The organism is Flavobacterium sp. PL11 (assembly GCF_035985025.1).
Lineage (GTDB): Bacteria > Bacteroidota > Bacteroidia > Flavobacteriales > Flavobacteriaceae > Flavobacterium.
This window is the reverse complement of sequence record NZ_JAXCIA010000010.1, coordinates 59861-75106: the sequence shown is the minus strand read 5'-3', so window position 1 is coordinate 75106 and position 15246 is coordinate 59861. Positions and strand designations below refer to the sequence as shown.

Annotated in this window: 16 protein-coding genes; 12 read left to right on the top strand and 4 right to left on the bottom strand. The window is 33.3% G+C overall.

All coding sequences use genetic code 11. The features are described 5' to 3' along the window. Nucleotides 1-12 precede the first annotated feature (12 nt). The 12 genes from RCH18_RS07255 (at nt 13) to RCH18_RS07200 (ending at nt 10857) form a co-directional block, all read left to right on the top strand. Nucleotides 13-741 carry an MIP/aquaporin family protein gene (locus RCH18_RS07255; protein WP_326936088.1) on the top strand — a complete coding sequence of 243 codons (729 nt, stop codon included), beginning with the start codon at nt 13-15 and terminating at the stop codon, nt 739-741. A gap of 24 nt (nt 742-765) precedes the next feature. Continuing rightward, on the top strand, nt 766-1557 hold the full coding sequence (locus tag RCH18_RS07250; protein WP_326936087.1) for a hypothetical protein: 792 nt from the start codon (nt 766-768) through the stop codon (nt 1555-1557). Nucleotides 1558-2007: 450 nt separating this feature from the next. After that, a complete protein-coding gene (miaB, locus tag RCH18_RS07245) occupies nt 2008-3501 on the top strand; it encodes a tRNA (N6-isopentenyl adenosine(37)-C2)-methylthiotransferase MiaB (protein WP_326936086.1) in 1494 nt (497 codons plus the stop codon). 9 nt (nt 3502-3510) lie between these two features. Continuing rightward, complete coding sequence (locus RCH18_RS07240; RefSeq protein ID WP_326936085.1) at nt 3511-3900, top strand: GxxExxY protein; 390 nt, start codon at nt 3511-3513, stop codon at nt 3898-3900. A gap of 297 nt (nt 3901-4197) precedes the next feature. Continuing rightward, nucleotides 4198-5454, top strand: a complete 1257-nt coding sequence (locus tag RCH18_RS07235) for a sigma-54 dependent transcriptional regulator (RefSeq protein WP_326936084.1) — start codon at nt 4198-4200, stop codon at nt 5452-5454. A 52-nt stretch (nt 5455-5506) separates the two neighbouring features. After that, nucleotides 5507-6010 (top strand): LptE family protein, encoded by a 504-nt coding sequence (locus RCH18_RS07230; protein ID WP_326936083.1) that lies wholly within the window; start codon nt 5507-5509, stop codon nt 6008-6010. A gap of 94 nt (nt 6011-6104) precedes the next feature. Continuing rightward, a complete protein-coding gene (locus RCH18_RS07225; protein WP_326936082.1) occupies nt 6105-6956 on the top strand; it encodes a tetratricopeptide repeat protein in 852 nt (283 codons plus the stop codon). Nucleotides 6957-6959: 3 nt separating this feature from the next. Continuing rightward, nucleotides 6960-7289 (top strand): preprotein translocase subunit SecG, encoded by a 330-nt coding sequence (gene secG, locus RCH18_RS07220; protein WP_326936081.1) that lies wholly within the window; start codon nt 6960-6962, stop codon nt 7287-7289. Nucleotides 7290-7427: 138 nt separating this feature from the next. After that, nucleotides 7428-7703, top strand: a complete 276-nt coding sequence (locus RCH18_RS07215; RefSeq protein ID WP_326936080.1) for a co-chaperone GroES — start codon at nt 7428-7430, stop codon at nt 7701-7703. 136 nt (nt 7704-7839) lie between these two features. After that, nucleotides 7840-9468 (top strand): chaperonin GroEL, encoded by a 1629-nt coding sequence (gene groL / locus RCH18_RS07210; protein WP_326936079.1) that lies wholly within the window; start codon nt 7840-7842, stop codon nt 9466-9468. Between the two features lie 518 nt (nt 9469-9986). Next, nucleotides 9987-10202: a transposase gene (locus RCH18_RS07205; protein ID WP_326936078.1), complete on the top strand. Its 216-nt coding sequence runs from the start codon at nt 9987-9989 to the stop codon at nt 10200-10202. Nucleotides 10203-10308: 106 nt separating this feature from the next. Beyond that, complete coding sequence (locus RCH18_RS07200; RefSeq protein ID WP_326936077.1) at nt 10309-10857, top strand: REP-associated tyrosine transposase; 549 nt, start codon at nt 10309-10311, stop codon at nt 10855-10857. Nucleotides 10858-11471: 614 nt separating this feature from the next. On the opposite strand, the gene RCH18_RS07195 is transcribed toward RCH18_RS07200, so the two are convergent. The 4 genes from RCH18_RS07195 to RCH18_RS07180 all read right to left on the bottom strand — a co-directional run bounded on the left by RCH18_RS07195 (nt 11472) and on the right by RCH18_RS07180 (nt 15201). After that, nucleotides 11472-12158 (bottom strand): DedA family protein, encoded by a 687-nt coding sequence (locus tag RCH18_RS07195; protein ID WP_326936076.1) that lies wholly within the window; start codon nt 12156-12158, stop codon nt 11472-11474. Between the two features lie 137 nt (nt 12159-12295). Then, nucleotides 12296-12640, bottom strand: coding sequence for a heavy-metal-associated domain-containing protein (locus tag RCH18_RS07190; protein WP_326936075.1), 345 nt, complete (start codon nt 12638-12640; stop codon nt 12296-12298). A gap of 60 nt (nt 12641-12700) precedes the next feature. After that, the gene (locus RCH18_RS07185) at nt 12701-14725 is read right to left on the bottom strand and encodes a TonB-dependent receptor plug domain-containing protein (RefSeq protein WP_326936074.1); all 2025 of its coding nucleotides are present in this window, start codon (nt 14723-14725) and stop codon (nt 12701-12703) included. A gap of 74 nt (nt 14726-14799) precedes the next feature. Beyond that, nucleotides 14800-15201, bottom strand: a complete 402-nt coding sequence (locus RCH18_RS07180) for an HYC_CC_PP family protein (protein ID WP_326936073.1) — start codon at nt 15199-15201, stop codon at nt 14800-14802. Nucleotides 15202-15246: the final 45 nt, after the last annotated feature.

The window sequence follows — 15246 nt, the reverse complement described above, 5'->3', positions numbered from 1 at the left end:
AAAGCAGAAGATATGACACCATTTATAGCAGAAATAATTGGCACGATGTTAATGATTCTTTTAGGAAACGGCGTAGTTGCAAACGTAGTTCTAAAAGGCACAAAAGGAAATAATTCAGGTTGGATTGTGATTACTACCGCTTGGGCGTTTGCCGTATTTGTTGGCGTAGTAGTGGCAGGTCCAGTAAGTGGCGCACACTTAAACCCAATAGTAACGTTAGGATTAGCGCTTGTAGGTAAATTTGCCTGGAGCCAATTAGCTTCTTACGTATTGGCACAAATTATTGGAGCGATGCTAGGCGCATTTTTAGTTTGGCTATCGCACAAAGACCACTTTGCTGCCACTGACGACGAAGGCGCAAAATTAGCTTGTTTCAGCACAGGACCAGCGATCCGCAATTATTCTTCAAATTTAATCAGCGAAATCATAGGAACATTTGTATTGATTTTTGTGATTTTTTATCTAGCAGGACCAAATGTTAGCATTGCAGATGCAGCAGATGCTAAAATTGGATTAGGTTCAATAGGTGCTTTGCCCGTTGCTATTCTAGTATGGGCAATTGGATTAAGCTTAGGCGGCACAACAGGATATGCAATAAATCCCGCTAGAGATTTAGGTCCTAGGATCGTACATTCCTTGCTTCTAAAAGGGAATAGTGATTGGAGTTACGCTTGGATTCCTATTTTAGGTCCTATAATAGGATCGACTTTAGCCGCATTTTGCTACATACTACTTAGTTAACACTTCGTTTAAAAAAACTAAATCATGAAAAAAATACTAATTGCCGCTGTACTTTTATTTACAGGGATGTCTGGATACGCTCAAAACACAGTTATTTCAGACACAATAGTTACTCCCTTAGAAGAGACAAAAACATCTCGATTAGACTTTAATGTTAATCTTAAAACTAGTCATTTATGGCGGGGGCTTGTCATTAATGACGGCATGACCGCAACTGGTTACATCCATTACGCACTTGGAAAAGAACGTAACCTCAGCGTTGGATTTTGGGGAGGCGCAGGATTTAATGGAAAATACACTGAAATAAATTATTTCATTCAATACCAAAAAAATAATTTTTCTATCGGTTTGTGGGATCTATTCAACACGACCGGAATAGAAAAACCAGAAGTTTTCAATTACAATAAAAACAGCACCACGCATCTTATTGATTTAAGAACATCCTATCGTTTTCCTGCAGCCTTCCCCTTAAGGATTGAAGCAGATATGTTGCTGTACAGCGGTCTAAATGATCGTGAAGTAAAAGGAAGCAATAATTATAGCAGCAGAAACTCTACCTATGTAGAAATAAGTTACCCTATAATTAGAGATCAAAAAGTAAATCTAAATTTATTTATGGGAGCGGCTTTTCCTCTTAGTGGTAATAAGCACTTATACACTAATGCAGTAGAAAGTGATTTTGATATTGTAAATGCAGGAATGACAGTCGCTAAAAATATTGAAATATTTCAATACAAATTACCTGTCTCAGCAACTGCGATGTGGAATCCGGCTAATAAAATTGCTAGAATTCAATTAAATGTCGATTTATTTTAATTTTATGATTTTAATTTGTTGGTCAAAGGCTCTATTTTAGTAATAAAAGAGAGCCTTTTATTTATAATTTGAGTTCAATTAATAAATGCGAAAGTTTGGAATCGCAAAGGAAGATGAAATATTTTTTCAGAACAAAAGCCACTAAATAATCTTCTTTAATAAACCCTGAAGACTTTAATTATTTTACGAGTACTAAAAACTCAGAATTACCGCGGAAAGCAAAGAGCTCTAAATGATTTCAGAATTTTGAATAACGTTCCGAAGTCTCGGGATTGATTTCAAATTTACTTTATAACAGTCAGCATGTTTATTCCTAAAAAAACATAACTCCGTTTTGTATTTATTGATAATTACTAACAAAACTTCAATCCCCTAAATTTTGTTAATTCTTAATCTGACATCTTGTCATAATTATTGTATTTACATTATCTTTGCATTTTAAATTACTTGATGGAAAAGATTATTGAAGAGAGCAAACAAGGCGAAAGTCTAGTTTTAGAGAATAAACCTGAGAATACGAAAAAACTTTTTATAGAGAGTTACGGCTGTGCGATGAATTTTTCGGATAGCGAGATTGTGGCTTCTATATTGTCTAGCAATGGTTACAATACCACACAAACACTTGAAGATGCTGATTTAGTTTTAGTAAATACTTGTTCTATTCGGGATAAAGCAGAACAAACGATTCGGAAACGATTGGAGAAATACAATGCGGTAAAACGCATTAATCCAAAAATGAAAGTGGGAGTTTTAGGCTGCATGGCTGAACGTTTGAAAGAAAAATTCCTAGACGAAGAAAAAATTGTTGATCTTGTTGTAGGTCCTGATGCATATAAAGATTTGCCTAATTTATTAAGTGAAGTCGAAGAAGGACGTGATGCTATAAATGTGATTTTGTCAAAAGATGAAACGTATGGTGATATTTCTCCAGTACGATTGATGAGTAATGGAATTACAGCTTTGGTTTCTATTACTCGTGGTTGTGATAATATGTGCACTTTTTGCGTAGTGCCTTTTACACGTGGTCGAGAACGAAGCCGCGAGCCGCAAAGTATCATCAAGGAAATTCAGGATTTATGGGAAAAAGGTTTTAAGGAAATAACACTTTTAGGTCAGAACGTAGATAGTTACTTGTGGTATGGTGGCGGATTGAAAAAAGATTTTACAAATGCATCTGAAATGCAACAAGCCACAGCAATCGATTTTGATCAATTACTTGAAATGGTGGCGGTAGGTTTCCCTAAAATGAGAATTCGTTTTTCGACTTCGAATCCGCAGGATATGCATGAAAGCATTTTGCATGTGATAGCAAAATATCCTAATATTTGCAAACACATTCACTTACCCGTACAATCAGGAAGTAATAGAATTTTAAAGGAAATGAATCGCTTACACACTCGCGAAGAATATATGTCTTTGATTGATAAAATTAGAGCTATGATTCCTAATGTATCTATTTCGCAAGATATGATTTCTGGTTTTCCAACAGAAACAGAGCAAGATCACCAAGACACTTTAAGTTTAATGGAATATGTTAAATACAATTTTGGTTATATGTATTCGTATTCGGAGCGCCCTGGAACATTGGCAGGAAGAAAAATGAAGGATGATGTGCCTGAAATTATAAAAGCCAGAAGATTACAAGAAATTGTGGATCTCCAACAAAAACATGCGTGGTTTCGCTCTGAGGAATTTATAGGACAAATAGTTGAAGTTTTAGTTGAGAAAGTCTCAAAAAAATCAACTGAAGAGTTTTCTGGAAGAAATTCACAAAGTATTACCGTGGTTTTTCCAAAAGAGAATTATAAAATTGGAGATTTTGTCAATGTGAAAATTACAAGTTGCACTAGTGGAACTTTAAAAGGTGAAGCTGTTGGATTAAGTGAAATGAATTTAAAAAATCAACCACAAATTGCGCAAATTTCCGCAAATTCATTCTTATAAGAATCGAATATGAGTGACACTAATGAATATTATTACAAGAAAAATGAAAATTATGAAATAGTTGGTCTTTGTATGGAAGTGCATAGAATACTTGGTCCTGAATTATTAGAGATTGTATATAAAGACGCTTTAGAAATAGAATTGAAAAACAATAATATTCCTTATGAAAGAGAAAAAGAATATAATGTAGAATACAAAGGAATTATTTTACCTAATAAATTTTATGCTGAATTTGTAGTTTACGATGATATAATCCTAGAAGTAAAATCAGTAAAAGAGATTAGCAATGATCATCTTGCGCAAACCTTAAATTATATGAAGTTAGCAGATACTCCCATTGGAATAATCGCAAACTTCCAAAACAAATCTTTAGTTCATAAAAGACTGATTTGCACTTAAAACATAAATTGTGAAAATTTGTGTAATTTGTGGTCGAACAAATAATAATGAGTTTGCTTTGCCACTCGCCTCGCTGCTCCTCGCAATAATATATGGAATCAGTTCAAAACATAAAACAACGGTTTGAGATAATTCGGAATGACCCAAAGCTTAATCGTGCGATAGAAAAAGCCATTCAGGTTGCTCCTACTGATTAAACACTTAAAACATGATTTGTGAAAATTTGTGTAATTTGTGGTCCAAGAAATAATAATGAGTTTGCTTTGCCACTCGCCTCGCTGCTCCTCGCAATAATATATGGAAACAGTTCAAAACATAAAACAACGGTTTGAGATAATTGGTAACGACCCAAAGCTTAATCGTGCGATAGAAAAAGCCATTCAGGTTGCTCCTACTGACATTACAGTATTAGTAGCGGGAGAAAGTGGTGTGGGAAAAGAAAATATTCCTAGGATTATACATTCACTTTCACATAGAAAGCACGGAAAATATATTGCAGTAAACTGCGGTGCTATTCCAGAGGGAACTATTGACAGTGAACTTTTTGGACATGAGAAAGGCGCTTTTACAGGTGCAACAAACACTCGTGAAGGCTATTTTGAAGTAGCAGATGGAGGTACTATTTTCTTAGATGAAGTAGGTGAATTACCTCTGACAACACAAGTGCGTTTGCTTCGAGTACTTGAAAACGGTGAGTTTATAAAAGTGGGCTCGTCACAAGTTCAAAAAACAAACGTAAGAATTGTAGCTGCTACAAATGTAAATTTATTTGATGCTATTAATAAAGGGAAATTCCGCGAGGATTTATATTATCGCTTGAGTACTGTTGATATTATTTTACCGCCTTTAAGAGAGCGAAAAGACGATATTCATCTTTTATTTAGAAAATTTGTTGCTGATTTTGCGTATAAATACAAGATGCCACCATTAAAATTAGAAGAGAACGCTATACCGCTGTTGCAAAAATTTCGCTGGAGTGGAAATATCCGTCAATTGCGAAATGTTGCCGAACAAATCTCCGTTTTAGAAACTAACAGAGATATTTCTGCCGCCACACTTCAATCTTATCTGCCAGAACAAGGTAGTAATTTACCATCGGTGATTAAAGATAAAAACAGTGAAAGTGATTTTAGTACGGAAAGAGAGATTCTATATAAAGTACTTTTTGATATGAAAAGTGATTTGAATGATTTGAAAAAATTAACATTAGAACTAATTCAAAATGGAAGTTCCAAAGTTCAAGAAACAAATCAAAATTTAATTAAAAAGATATATGGTTCTAAGGAAAATGATAGCGAAATTGATTTTGAAGAACAACCGAGAGGCGCATTAATCACTTCTCAGCGTGATGATGAACTGTATCAAGAAAATGATGACAATTATCTTTTTGCAGAAACTGTAGAAGAAGAAGAAACTTTGCGATTAGAGCAAAAGGAAATTGAAATGATTAAAAAATCATTAGAAAAAAATAAAGGAAAACGAAAAGCTGCTGCAGATGAATTAGGTATTTCAGAAAGAACTTTATATCGTAAAATTAAACAGTTTGATTTATAATTAAACTAAGAAAAAATATAAAAAATCATTTCAATAGTAATTTTAAAACTTTATGAAAAAAATTTATTTAGCAGGATTATTACTTATTTTAATCTTAACAAATAGCTGTTCTATTTATAACTTTACGGGGACTGGTAAAATTGATGCTAAAACATTTCAAGTAGGATTTTTTCAGAATAATGCTGAGTTGATCGAACCAGGTATTGACAGAAGATTTACATTAGAACTACAGGATTTAATTCAGAACCAAACCAATTTAAATTTGGTTAAAACTGGTGCTGACTTATCTTATGAAGGAGAAATTATAGATTATAGAATAAGCCCGATGACAGCAACAGCAGATCAGAGAGCTTCTCAAAACCGATTAACGATAAGAATTAATGTACGATTTGCTAATAGAAAAAAGGAAACTGATGATTTTGAAAAAACCTTTTCTTTTTATTATGATTATCCCGCAGAGCAACAATTAACTGGCGCCACTTTAAACTTTGCTCTCAAGGATATTTTTGAACGAATAACGCAAGATATCTTTAATGAATCTTTAGCTAAATGGTAAAAAGTAAAAAATCAATAGTTGCAATTTTTATCAATTTGTTAATAAAATTTAAACTAATCACTGAACACTGAACACCGATCACTAAACTCAAAAAATGAATGTAACTGATTATATATATTTGATTAACAAGCCAGATAGAGTCCTCGATAAACAAGCCGAGATTTTAGACAAAGTATTGGATGAATTTCCATATTTTCAAAGTGCGCGAGCAATTCAGCTAAAACAACTTTATAATCAAAATAGTTTTAAATATAATATTGCCTTAAAAAAAACTGCTGCCTATTCAACAGATAGAGCCGTTTTATTTGATTTTATAACATCGGATTCTTTTATTGCCATAGACAAAAAATTATATGATAAAAAAGCGCTGACACTTTTTAATACTCAGGTGGTTGATAGTGAAATTGTTGTAAACAAAGAAGAAGCTACACTAAAAGCAAACAATTTAGAACAATCTATACTCACCACTATAAAGAAGGCTGCTATTTACGAATCTAAAGATTCTTCTAAAAAAGCACAAGAAAACTTGGCTATTGGAAAACCATTAGATTTTTCTAAAAATGAGCAACATTCTTTTCAAGAATGGCTTCAGCTTTCTAGATTTCAACCTATTCAGAGGAAACAAGAAAAAGTAACAAATCAAATTACTACTTTAAAAGATGTTGATAAAATAAAAAAATCAGAATTAATAGATAAGTTTATTGAAACAAGCCCAAAAATTTCTCCTGTAAAGCATGGCGTGCCTTCTACTGTTGTATTTGATTTAAATGCAAGTGACAATTCCTATTTAATGACTGAGACTTTGGCACGCGTTTATTTAGAACAAAAAAAGTATCAAAAAGCGATTCAAGCTTATCAAATATTAATTTTGAAATATCCAGAAAAAAGTAGTTTCTTTGCAGACCGCATATCGGATATAAAGATTTTACAACATAACAATAATTAAACAATGAGCACATTTTCAATTTTTTTAGTTTTAATAACTATAGTTTGTTTTTTATTAATCGTAGTTATTATGGTTCAAAACCCTAAAGGTGGCGGTTTATCTTCTACACTGGGTGGTTCTCAAATGATGGGCGGAGTACAAAAAACAACTGACTTTTTAGATAAAAGCACTTGGATGCTCGCCACTATTTTAATTGCACTTATACTTCTTTCAAGCTTGAGCTTTACTGGATCATTAAGTGATACAGATTCTAAAATTATTGATAATACTTCAACTTCAGCTCCTGTGGCTCCTGTTCAAAATACACCTGCGGTACCCACTCCAGCAAAATAATAATGTAGTACAATTTTAAAATGCCAGCTTGTCAAAGCTGGCATTTTTTTTAAGTAAATGTGGCAGAAGTAGTAAGGTGGCATAATTTCTGAACTTCAAAAAAAGGCTTTTAAAAACAATTTAATCATACATAAAATCATGGATTTAAACATCAAACCACTTTCAGACAGAGTTCTTATCGAACCAGTTGCGGCTGAAACAAAAACTGCGTCAGGGATTTTTATTCCAGATACAGCTAAAGAGAAACCACAAAAAGGAACTGTAGTTGCCGTGGGAAATGGTACAAAAGAACACACAATGACTGTAAAAATCGGAGATTCTGTACTTTACGGAAAATACGCTGGAACGGAATTAAAATTAGAAGGAAAAGATTATTTGATTATGCGTGAGGATGATATTCTTGCGATTATCTAAAAGTGCTTTTGGCTATTAGCTTTTAGCTATTAGCTAGCACAAAAATTAAAATTAATTATAAATATATTTTGGCTTTCGCTTTTGAAGATAAAAATTCTTTCCAAAAGCCAAAAGCCAAAAGCTAAAAGCTTAAAAAATGGCAAAAGATATAAAATTTGATATTGAAGCACGTGACGGATTGAAACGTGGTGTTGACGCATTAGCAAATGCAGTAAAAGTAACTCTTGGACCAAAAGGTCGTAATGTTATCATTGGAAAATCATTCGGTGGACCAACGGTAACTAAGGATGGAGTTACTGTAGCTAAAGAAATTGAGTTGAAAGATCCATTGGAAAACATGGGTGCTCAAATGGTTAAAGAAGTAGCTTCAAAAACTAATGATTTAGCTGGAGATGGAACAACAACTGCTACGGTTTTGGCACAAGCAATCGTAAAAGAAGGTTTGAAAAACGTGGCTGCTGGAGCAAATCCTATGGACCTAAAACGCGGAATTGATAAAGCTGTTGAGGCTATTGTGGCTGACTTAGCCAAACAAGCTAAAGTAGTAGGAAGTGATTCTGAAAAAATTAAGCAAATCGCATCGATTTCAGCTAATAATGACGAAGTAATTGGTGAGTTAATCGCAACTGCTTTCGCAAAAGTAGGAAAAGAAGGTGTAATTACTGTTGAAGAAGCTAAGGGAACGGATACTTACGTTGACGTTGTTGAAGGAATGCAATTTGACAGAGGATATCTTTCTCCATATTTTGTAACTAATTCAGAAAAAATGGAAGTAGAGCTAGAAAGTCCTTATATCCTTTTGTACGACAAAAAAGTATCTTCCTTAAAAGAATTATTACCAGTTCTTGAGCCTGTCGCTCAATCAGGAAAACCATTATTAATTATTGCTGAAGATGTTGATGGTGAAGCATTATCAACTTTAGTAGTAAATAAATTACGTGGCGCTTTGAAAATCGCTGCTGTAAAAGCACCTGGTTTTGGAGATAGAAGAAAAGCGATGTTAGAAGATATTGCTATCTTGACTGGAGGAACTGTAATTTCTGAAGAAAGAGGATATACTCTGGAGAATACAACTATTGAAATGTTAGGAACTGCTAAAAAAGTAACTATCGATAAAGACAACACTACAATTGTAAGTGGTGCTGGTGAGGCTGACATGATCAAAAATCGTGTGAACCAGATAAAAGGTCAAATGGAAGCTACAACTTCTGATTATGACAAAGAAAAATTGCAAGAACGTTTGGCTAAATTAGCTGGTGGAGTTGCCGTTCTTTACGTTGGTGCTGCTTCTGAAGTAGAAATGAAAGAGAAAAAAGACAGAGTTGATGATGCGCTTCATGCTACTCGTGCTGCAGTTGAAGAAGGAATTGTTGCTGGTGGTGGAGTTGCACTTTTGAGAGCTAAAAATGCGCTTAGCATAATTGTACCAGAAAACGCTGATGAAGCTACAGGAATCCAAATCGTATCTCGCGCAGTAGAGTCTCCATTGAGAACCATTGTGGAGAATGCAGGTCTTGAAGGTTCTGTAGTTGTTGCAAAAGTAGCTGAAGGAACTGGCGATTTTGGGTACAATGCAAAAACTGATGAATATGTAGATATGCTTTTAGCAGGAATTATTGATCCTAAAAAAGTAACTCGTGTAGCACTAGAAAACGCTGCTTCGGTTGCGGGAATGATCTTGACTACTGAATGTGCGTTAATTGACATCAAAGAAGATAATGGTGGCGGAAACCCAATGGGTGGCGGTATGCCAGGTATGATGTAATATTTTGTCGAAAGACAAAAACAAAGTTAAAAATCCGAAGCTTATCGCTTCGGATTTTTTTGTGCCTATTTTTGAATCAAGGCTGTACTTTTTATGGTAGTGTATTAAAAAGTGTGTAAAAGTTTAAATTAAAAAAATAAATATTACTTCTTCGTTATACTTTCGAGACGGAAATTAATTTCCCCAGCTGGCGCGAGCATTCGTTCTCAAATAAGCTAGTGCGAGCTTCTAGCTCGTACCCACAAACGAGAGCAAACAAAACAAACTAAAACCTCCAGCTGGCGCGAGCATTGGTTCCCAAATACGCTTGTGCGATATTGCTCGTACCTACAAACGAGAGCAAACAAAACAAACTATAACTCTCAGCTGGCGCGAGCAATAGACTGGAATTATAGTAGTGCCAGAAACTATGGTAATAATGACCATACAATTTTAGAAATTGATATGATTTAGATTGTGGGCACGAGCGGGATGCTCGCGCTAGCGTGGTATTTACAAGATACCTATATTTTGCGATAATGACAGAAGCATTAGACCATTGCAGAAAAAGCAAAGGAATGGAAATTTATGGTTATTGCATTATGCCAGGTCATGTACATTTGATTTTTAGGTTAGCTCTAGGTGATCCATCAGGATTAATGCGGGATTTAAAAGGTTTTACATCAAGAAAAATAATGAAAACAATTCGAGATACTCCTATAGCTGGCGCTAACATTAGTTCTCAAATACGCTAGTGCGAGCTTGTAGCTCGTACCCGCAAACGAGAGCAAACAAAACAAACTACAACCCTAAAAAAGTTGTAGTTTGTTGTTTTAACAATATTTATATTTACGAAAAACTATGAGTAGAAAATATAAATTTCACGAAAAAGGGGGAGCTTATTTTGTGAGTTTCGCTACAGTAAATTGGATAGATGTATTTACAAGAGATCTTTATTTTGCAATAATGACAGAAGCATTAGACCATTGCAGAAAAAGCAAAGGAATGGAAATTTATAGTTATTGCATTATGCCAAGTCATATACATTTGATTTTTAGGTCATCTCTAGGTGATCCATCGGGATTAATGCGGGACTTAAAAGGCTTTACATCAAGAAAAATAATGAAAACAATTCGAGATAATCCACAAGAAAGTAGGCGTGAATGGTTGCTCTGGATGTTTGAAAGAGCTGGAAAGAAAAATAGTAATGTAAAAGAAAAACAGTTTTGGCAACAAAACAATCAACCAGTAGAAATTTGGTCTTTACAAGTATTTGAACAAAAATTAGAGTACATTCATAATAATCCTGTTAAAGCGGGATTTGTAACTGACCCAATAGATTGGAAATATAGTAGCGCCAGAAACTATGGTAATAATGACCATACAATCTTAGAAATTGATATGAATTAGATTGTGGGCACGAGCGGGACGCTCGCGCTAGCGGGGAAGCTGGGCACGAGCGGAACGCTCGCGCTAGCGGGGAAGCTGGGCACGAGCGGAACGCTCGCGCTAGCGGGGCCAGAAACTATGGTAATAATGACCATACAATTTTAGAAATTGATATGAATTAGATTGTGGGCACGAGCAGGACGCTCGCGCTAGCTGGGTTTAGAAATTGATATGATTTAGATTGTGGGCACGAGCGGGATGCTCGCGTTAGCGTGGGGAATTAGATTGTGGGCACGAGCAGGACGCTCGCGCTAGCGTGGGGGTGCCAGAAATTATGGCAATAATGAACATGCAATTTTAGAAATTAAAATAAATTAGGTTGTAGTCACGAGCGGGACGCTCGCGCTAGCTACGGGAATCTCAGGCACTTTTTTTTTAGACTTTCGGATCGTAGTGTAGATTTATTTAATTTTATAGTTGGAGAAGGCACATAATCCGATTCTCCGCGATCATCTAAATGTCTTTAGCGATCCAAGCGAATAGCTTTAATTAAATTAGAGAATAATTTTTTATCCATAAAAAAAACCGTACAGAATTTAATCTGAACGGTCTTTTTTTTACTATTAATTTTTTGACTATTCTATTTCTTCTTCCTTGGTTTTTTTACTAAACTTATAAACTACTGGTATAATTGTAATTCCTACCAATATTAATACGATGAGCTCAATATGTTCTTTTAAATCTATTTGATAATTATTTAATAAAAAACCATAAAGATAATGTCCTGCAAATATTAAAGTAAAGGACCAAATAAATGAACTCACAATATTATAAAACATGAATTTGTTTTTATCCATAGAAACAATTCCAGCAACTATAGGAGCAAATGTCCTAAATATTGGAAGAAAGCGTGCAAAAATTATTGCTTTTCCACCATACTTTTCAAAGAAATCCTTTGACTGTACTAAATACTTTCTCTTAAACCAAAAACTATCTTTCTTGTTGTATAAATAATAACCGCTTTTGGCACCAAACCAATAACCTACAATATTTCCTAAAATACCCGCAACGGCTACTAATGTTGCTAATAAAAATACGTTTAGAAAATCATTGTCAATCAATAAAATATTTTCGACTAATTCTCGACTATATATTCCTGCTAAAAAAAGTAAACTATCCCCCGGTAAAAAGAAACCTGCAAATAGTCCGGTTTCTGCAAACACAATAAATAAAACGATATAAATTCCTAATTTTACTCCATTGATATCAAAATGTATGTAAAATAGTGGATCTATTAAATTCTTCCAATCAAAACTATTCATTATTTGTAATTTTTATGCTAAAATTATTTGCGTGTGAAAGTACTGAAAAAATTACATCATCAACAATTTATCGAATCTTTTTAAATTTTAATTAACTATAAATTTATCAATAAAAGTCAATGATTATAAAAGTAATTTTATAATTTTCTTTCATATAAACAACAATGATGTAAATTATTATAATTAGCATCAGTTGCTTTGACTTCATCTGTATCATGTCCTACTTTGGCAATTGCTTTTTTAACAGCATTTACAGTAGTTTTTTCTTCATTGATAATTAAATTCAATTGGTGTGTTGCTATATCCCATGTTACTGATTTAACACCAGCAACTGTATAAGCAGCTTTCTGAATTCGTTTTTGACATTGCTCACAATTTCCATTTACTTCTGTAGTGTATTTTGCGTTTTTATTCTTTTTCTCTTGTGCCTGAGTCGAAAATCCTGCTATGAATACTAATAGAACTATAATTGAATTTTTCATTATTTGTATTTTTATTGATTGTTATTAATTGGAACTAAAAGCTATTTTAAAGCTGTAAAGCTATTTTATTTTAAAACGCAAACCAGCATAGTACATTTGTCCAAAAACTGGTGCATAAATAACTGATGCGTCAAAATTTGATCCAAAAGGATTTTCATTACCAATAATCGCGTTTTTTTGTTTGTAATTTCCTATATTTTCTCCGCCAATATAAACTTCAAATGTAGAAGAAAAAGTTCTAGTTATTTGTGCGTTCATTAAAGAATATGATGGTGATACTTGTGGTGTTTGATTATTGATAGTATTTAAACCTGTTATTGGTAATTGTTGTTGACCAATCCAGTTTAATGTATAATCAAATTTCCATTGTTGACCTTTTTCTTTTATATGGGTTTCAAATTCTAGATTACCAAAGAAACGGTGCTTTGCTTGTAAAGGATTTTGATATTTACCCGCCAGATAATCTGTGGTTACATCATAATATTTATAAGCAGAACGCAAATTTAAATGTTTTGCTAATTCATAATTAAATTCCAATTGCATTGTATTTGCAATAGATTTTCCCATTAAATTATAAAACTGAACTTGTTGTGTTCCTAATATAGTTGGCTTAACATATAAATCGACCACAGCTTGATTTTGAAAATCAGTTCTATAAAAATCAATACCCACATCTGCATTTCTGCCAAATAATGAAAATTTCTGTGCAAAACTTAAACCGTAATTCCACGCAATTTCAGGATTTAAACCATATATATTACCATCAGAATTTAAAACAGAAAATTTCCTTGAGCTAGCGAATAAAGGTTGATTTTCGGCAAAAATATTAGCAGACCTTTTTCCTCTTCCAGCAGAAAATCGCAATACTCCTTGCTCCCAAGGATTATATCGCGCATGAAGTCTAGGGGTAATAAATGTCCCTAAACGATTATGATTATCTATTCGGCCGCCAAGAATTAAACTAAAATTATCGTCATTATCATAGGTATATTCGAAAAAAGCACCAACGGAATTATCGATTCTACTATAATCGTTTATGTTAACAAATTCTTGGTACTTGTCGTAGGTGAAATTTAATCCTGTAGCAAATTTATTCATCGTATTACTGATGATTGAGTTGAAAATCAAGTTCGAATAATAACTACTTTGTTTGATATTATATTGATTTAAACCAAAATAAGAATCCTGATCATGAATATTAAAAGCGTTTTGGAAACCAATACTCTGATAAGGCATATCTTTAAAAACATAACCCACTTTTGTAGATATATCTAAGCGTTCCGTATTGATTTCAGAACCCCAATAATTAGTTGTTCCTCGATCTCTATTTTTATCAAAATTTAATTCTCCAGTTTGCTTTTTATCATTCATATATCTGAAATTGACAAAACTAACTAAACCTTTTTCTTCGTTATAATATTGGTATCTATTGAGTACGTTGACCTGTTTAGCTAATGGATTATCAAGAAAGCCATCATCATTCATATCATTTTTAGAAACTCTAGTATTGCCATGAAGAAACAAACTACTACTCCATTTCTCAGAAATTTTAGTATTGAAATGGGTGTTTAACTCAAAACGAGAATCAGTAGAACCGTATGCATTCAAGAAAAATGGAATGTCGCTAATTGGTTTAATTAATTCCGTATTGATTTGACCGGATATACTTTCGTAACCATTCACCACGCTACCGGCACCTTTAGTAATTTGAATACTTTCTACCCATGTTCCAGGGGTAAATGACAAACCATAAGCTTGTGAAGCGCCTCGTACAGAGGGAACATTTTCTTCTGTAATCATCAAATAGGGACTGGTTAATCCAAGCATTTTTATTTGTTTTGTTCCTGTCAACGCATCGGTAAAGTTGACATCAATTGATGGATTTGTTTCAAAACTTTCAGCTAGATTACAGCAAGCAGCTTTGAGCAATTCTTTACTGGTTATAATAGTTGTATTTCCCGTTACGGTATATGATTTGAGAATTCCTTTTCGCTTTTTTACTATTTTCACTTCCTCTAAATTTTCTTGTGCAAATACCGGAAGCGAAATAAAGACAGCAATAAAAAGCATTATTATTTTATTCATTTTAAAATTATTTAATGTTTGTAAAAAGTGGATTAAAATCACAGATTATGATTTGTCTTTTGAAACATTAAATATCAAGCATAAAAAACATACTGACTATACAACTTAAAAAGTGGTGGTGCATTAGTCTCACAGAAATAAGCATTGTTTTTTGTACTTCTTACATTTTTCTTTAAAGTAAAAACAACAGTTTGTACGTGTTGATCAAACACATAATAAGGATAATCAATGGAAAACACTTTTAAGACTGTATTATCCGATTTTTTTTGAAAGTTTACTACTTTATCTTTACAACAATTCTCCTCTTTTAAAGCAGATTTTACACAACAAGCTTTTTCAACTTTCTGAAAAGTGGCAGTTTTTAACGATACAGAGGCAATTTGCTCTCCACAGTAATGCACATTAAAAGCTAATCCCGCACTGGAAACCAATAATAGGAAAGCTAAAAATAAACTGGTGCATTTTTTAAAATTCATGTTGCAAAATTAGTCAATAATGTGACTTGCAAACCTAAATACAAT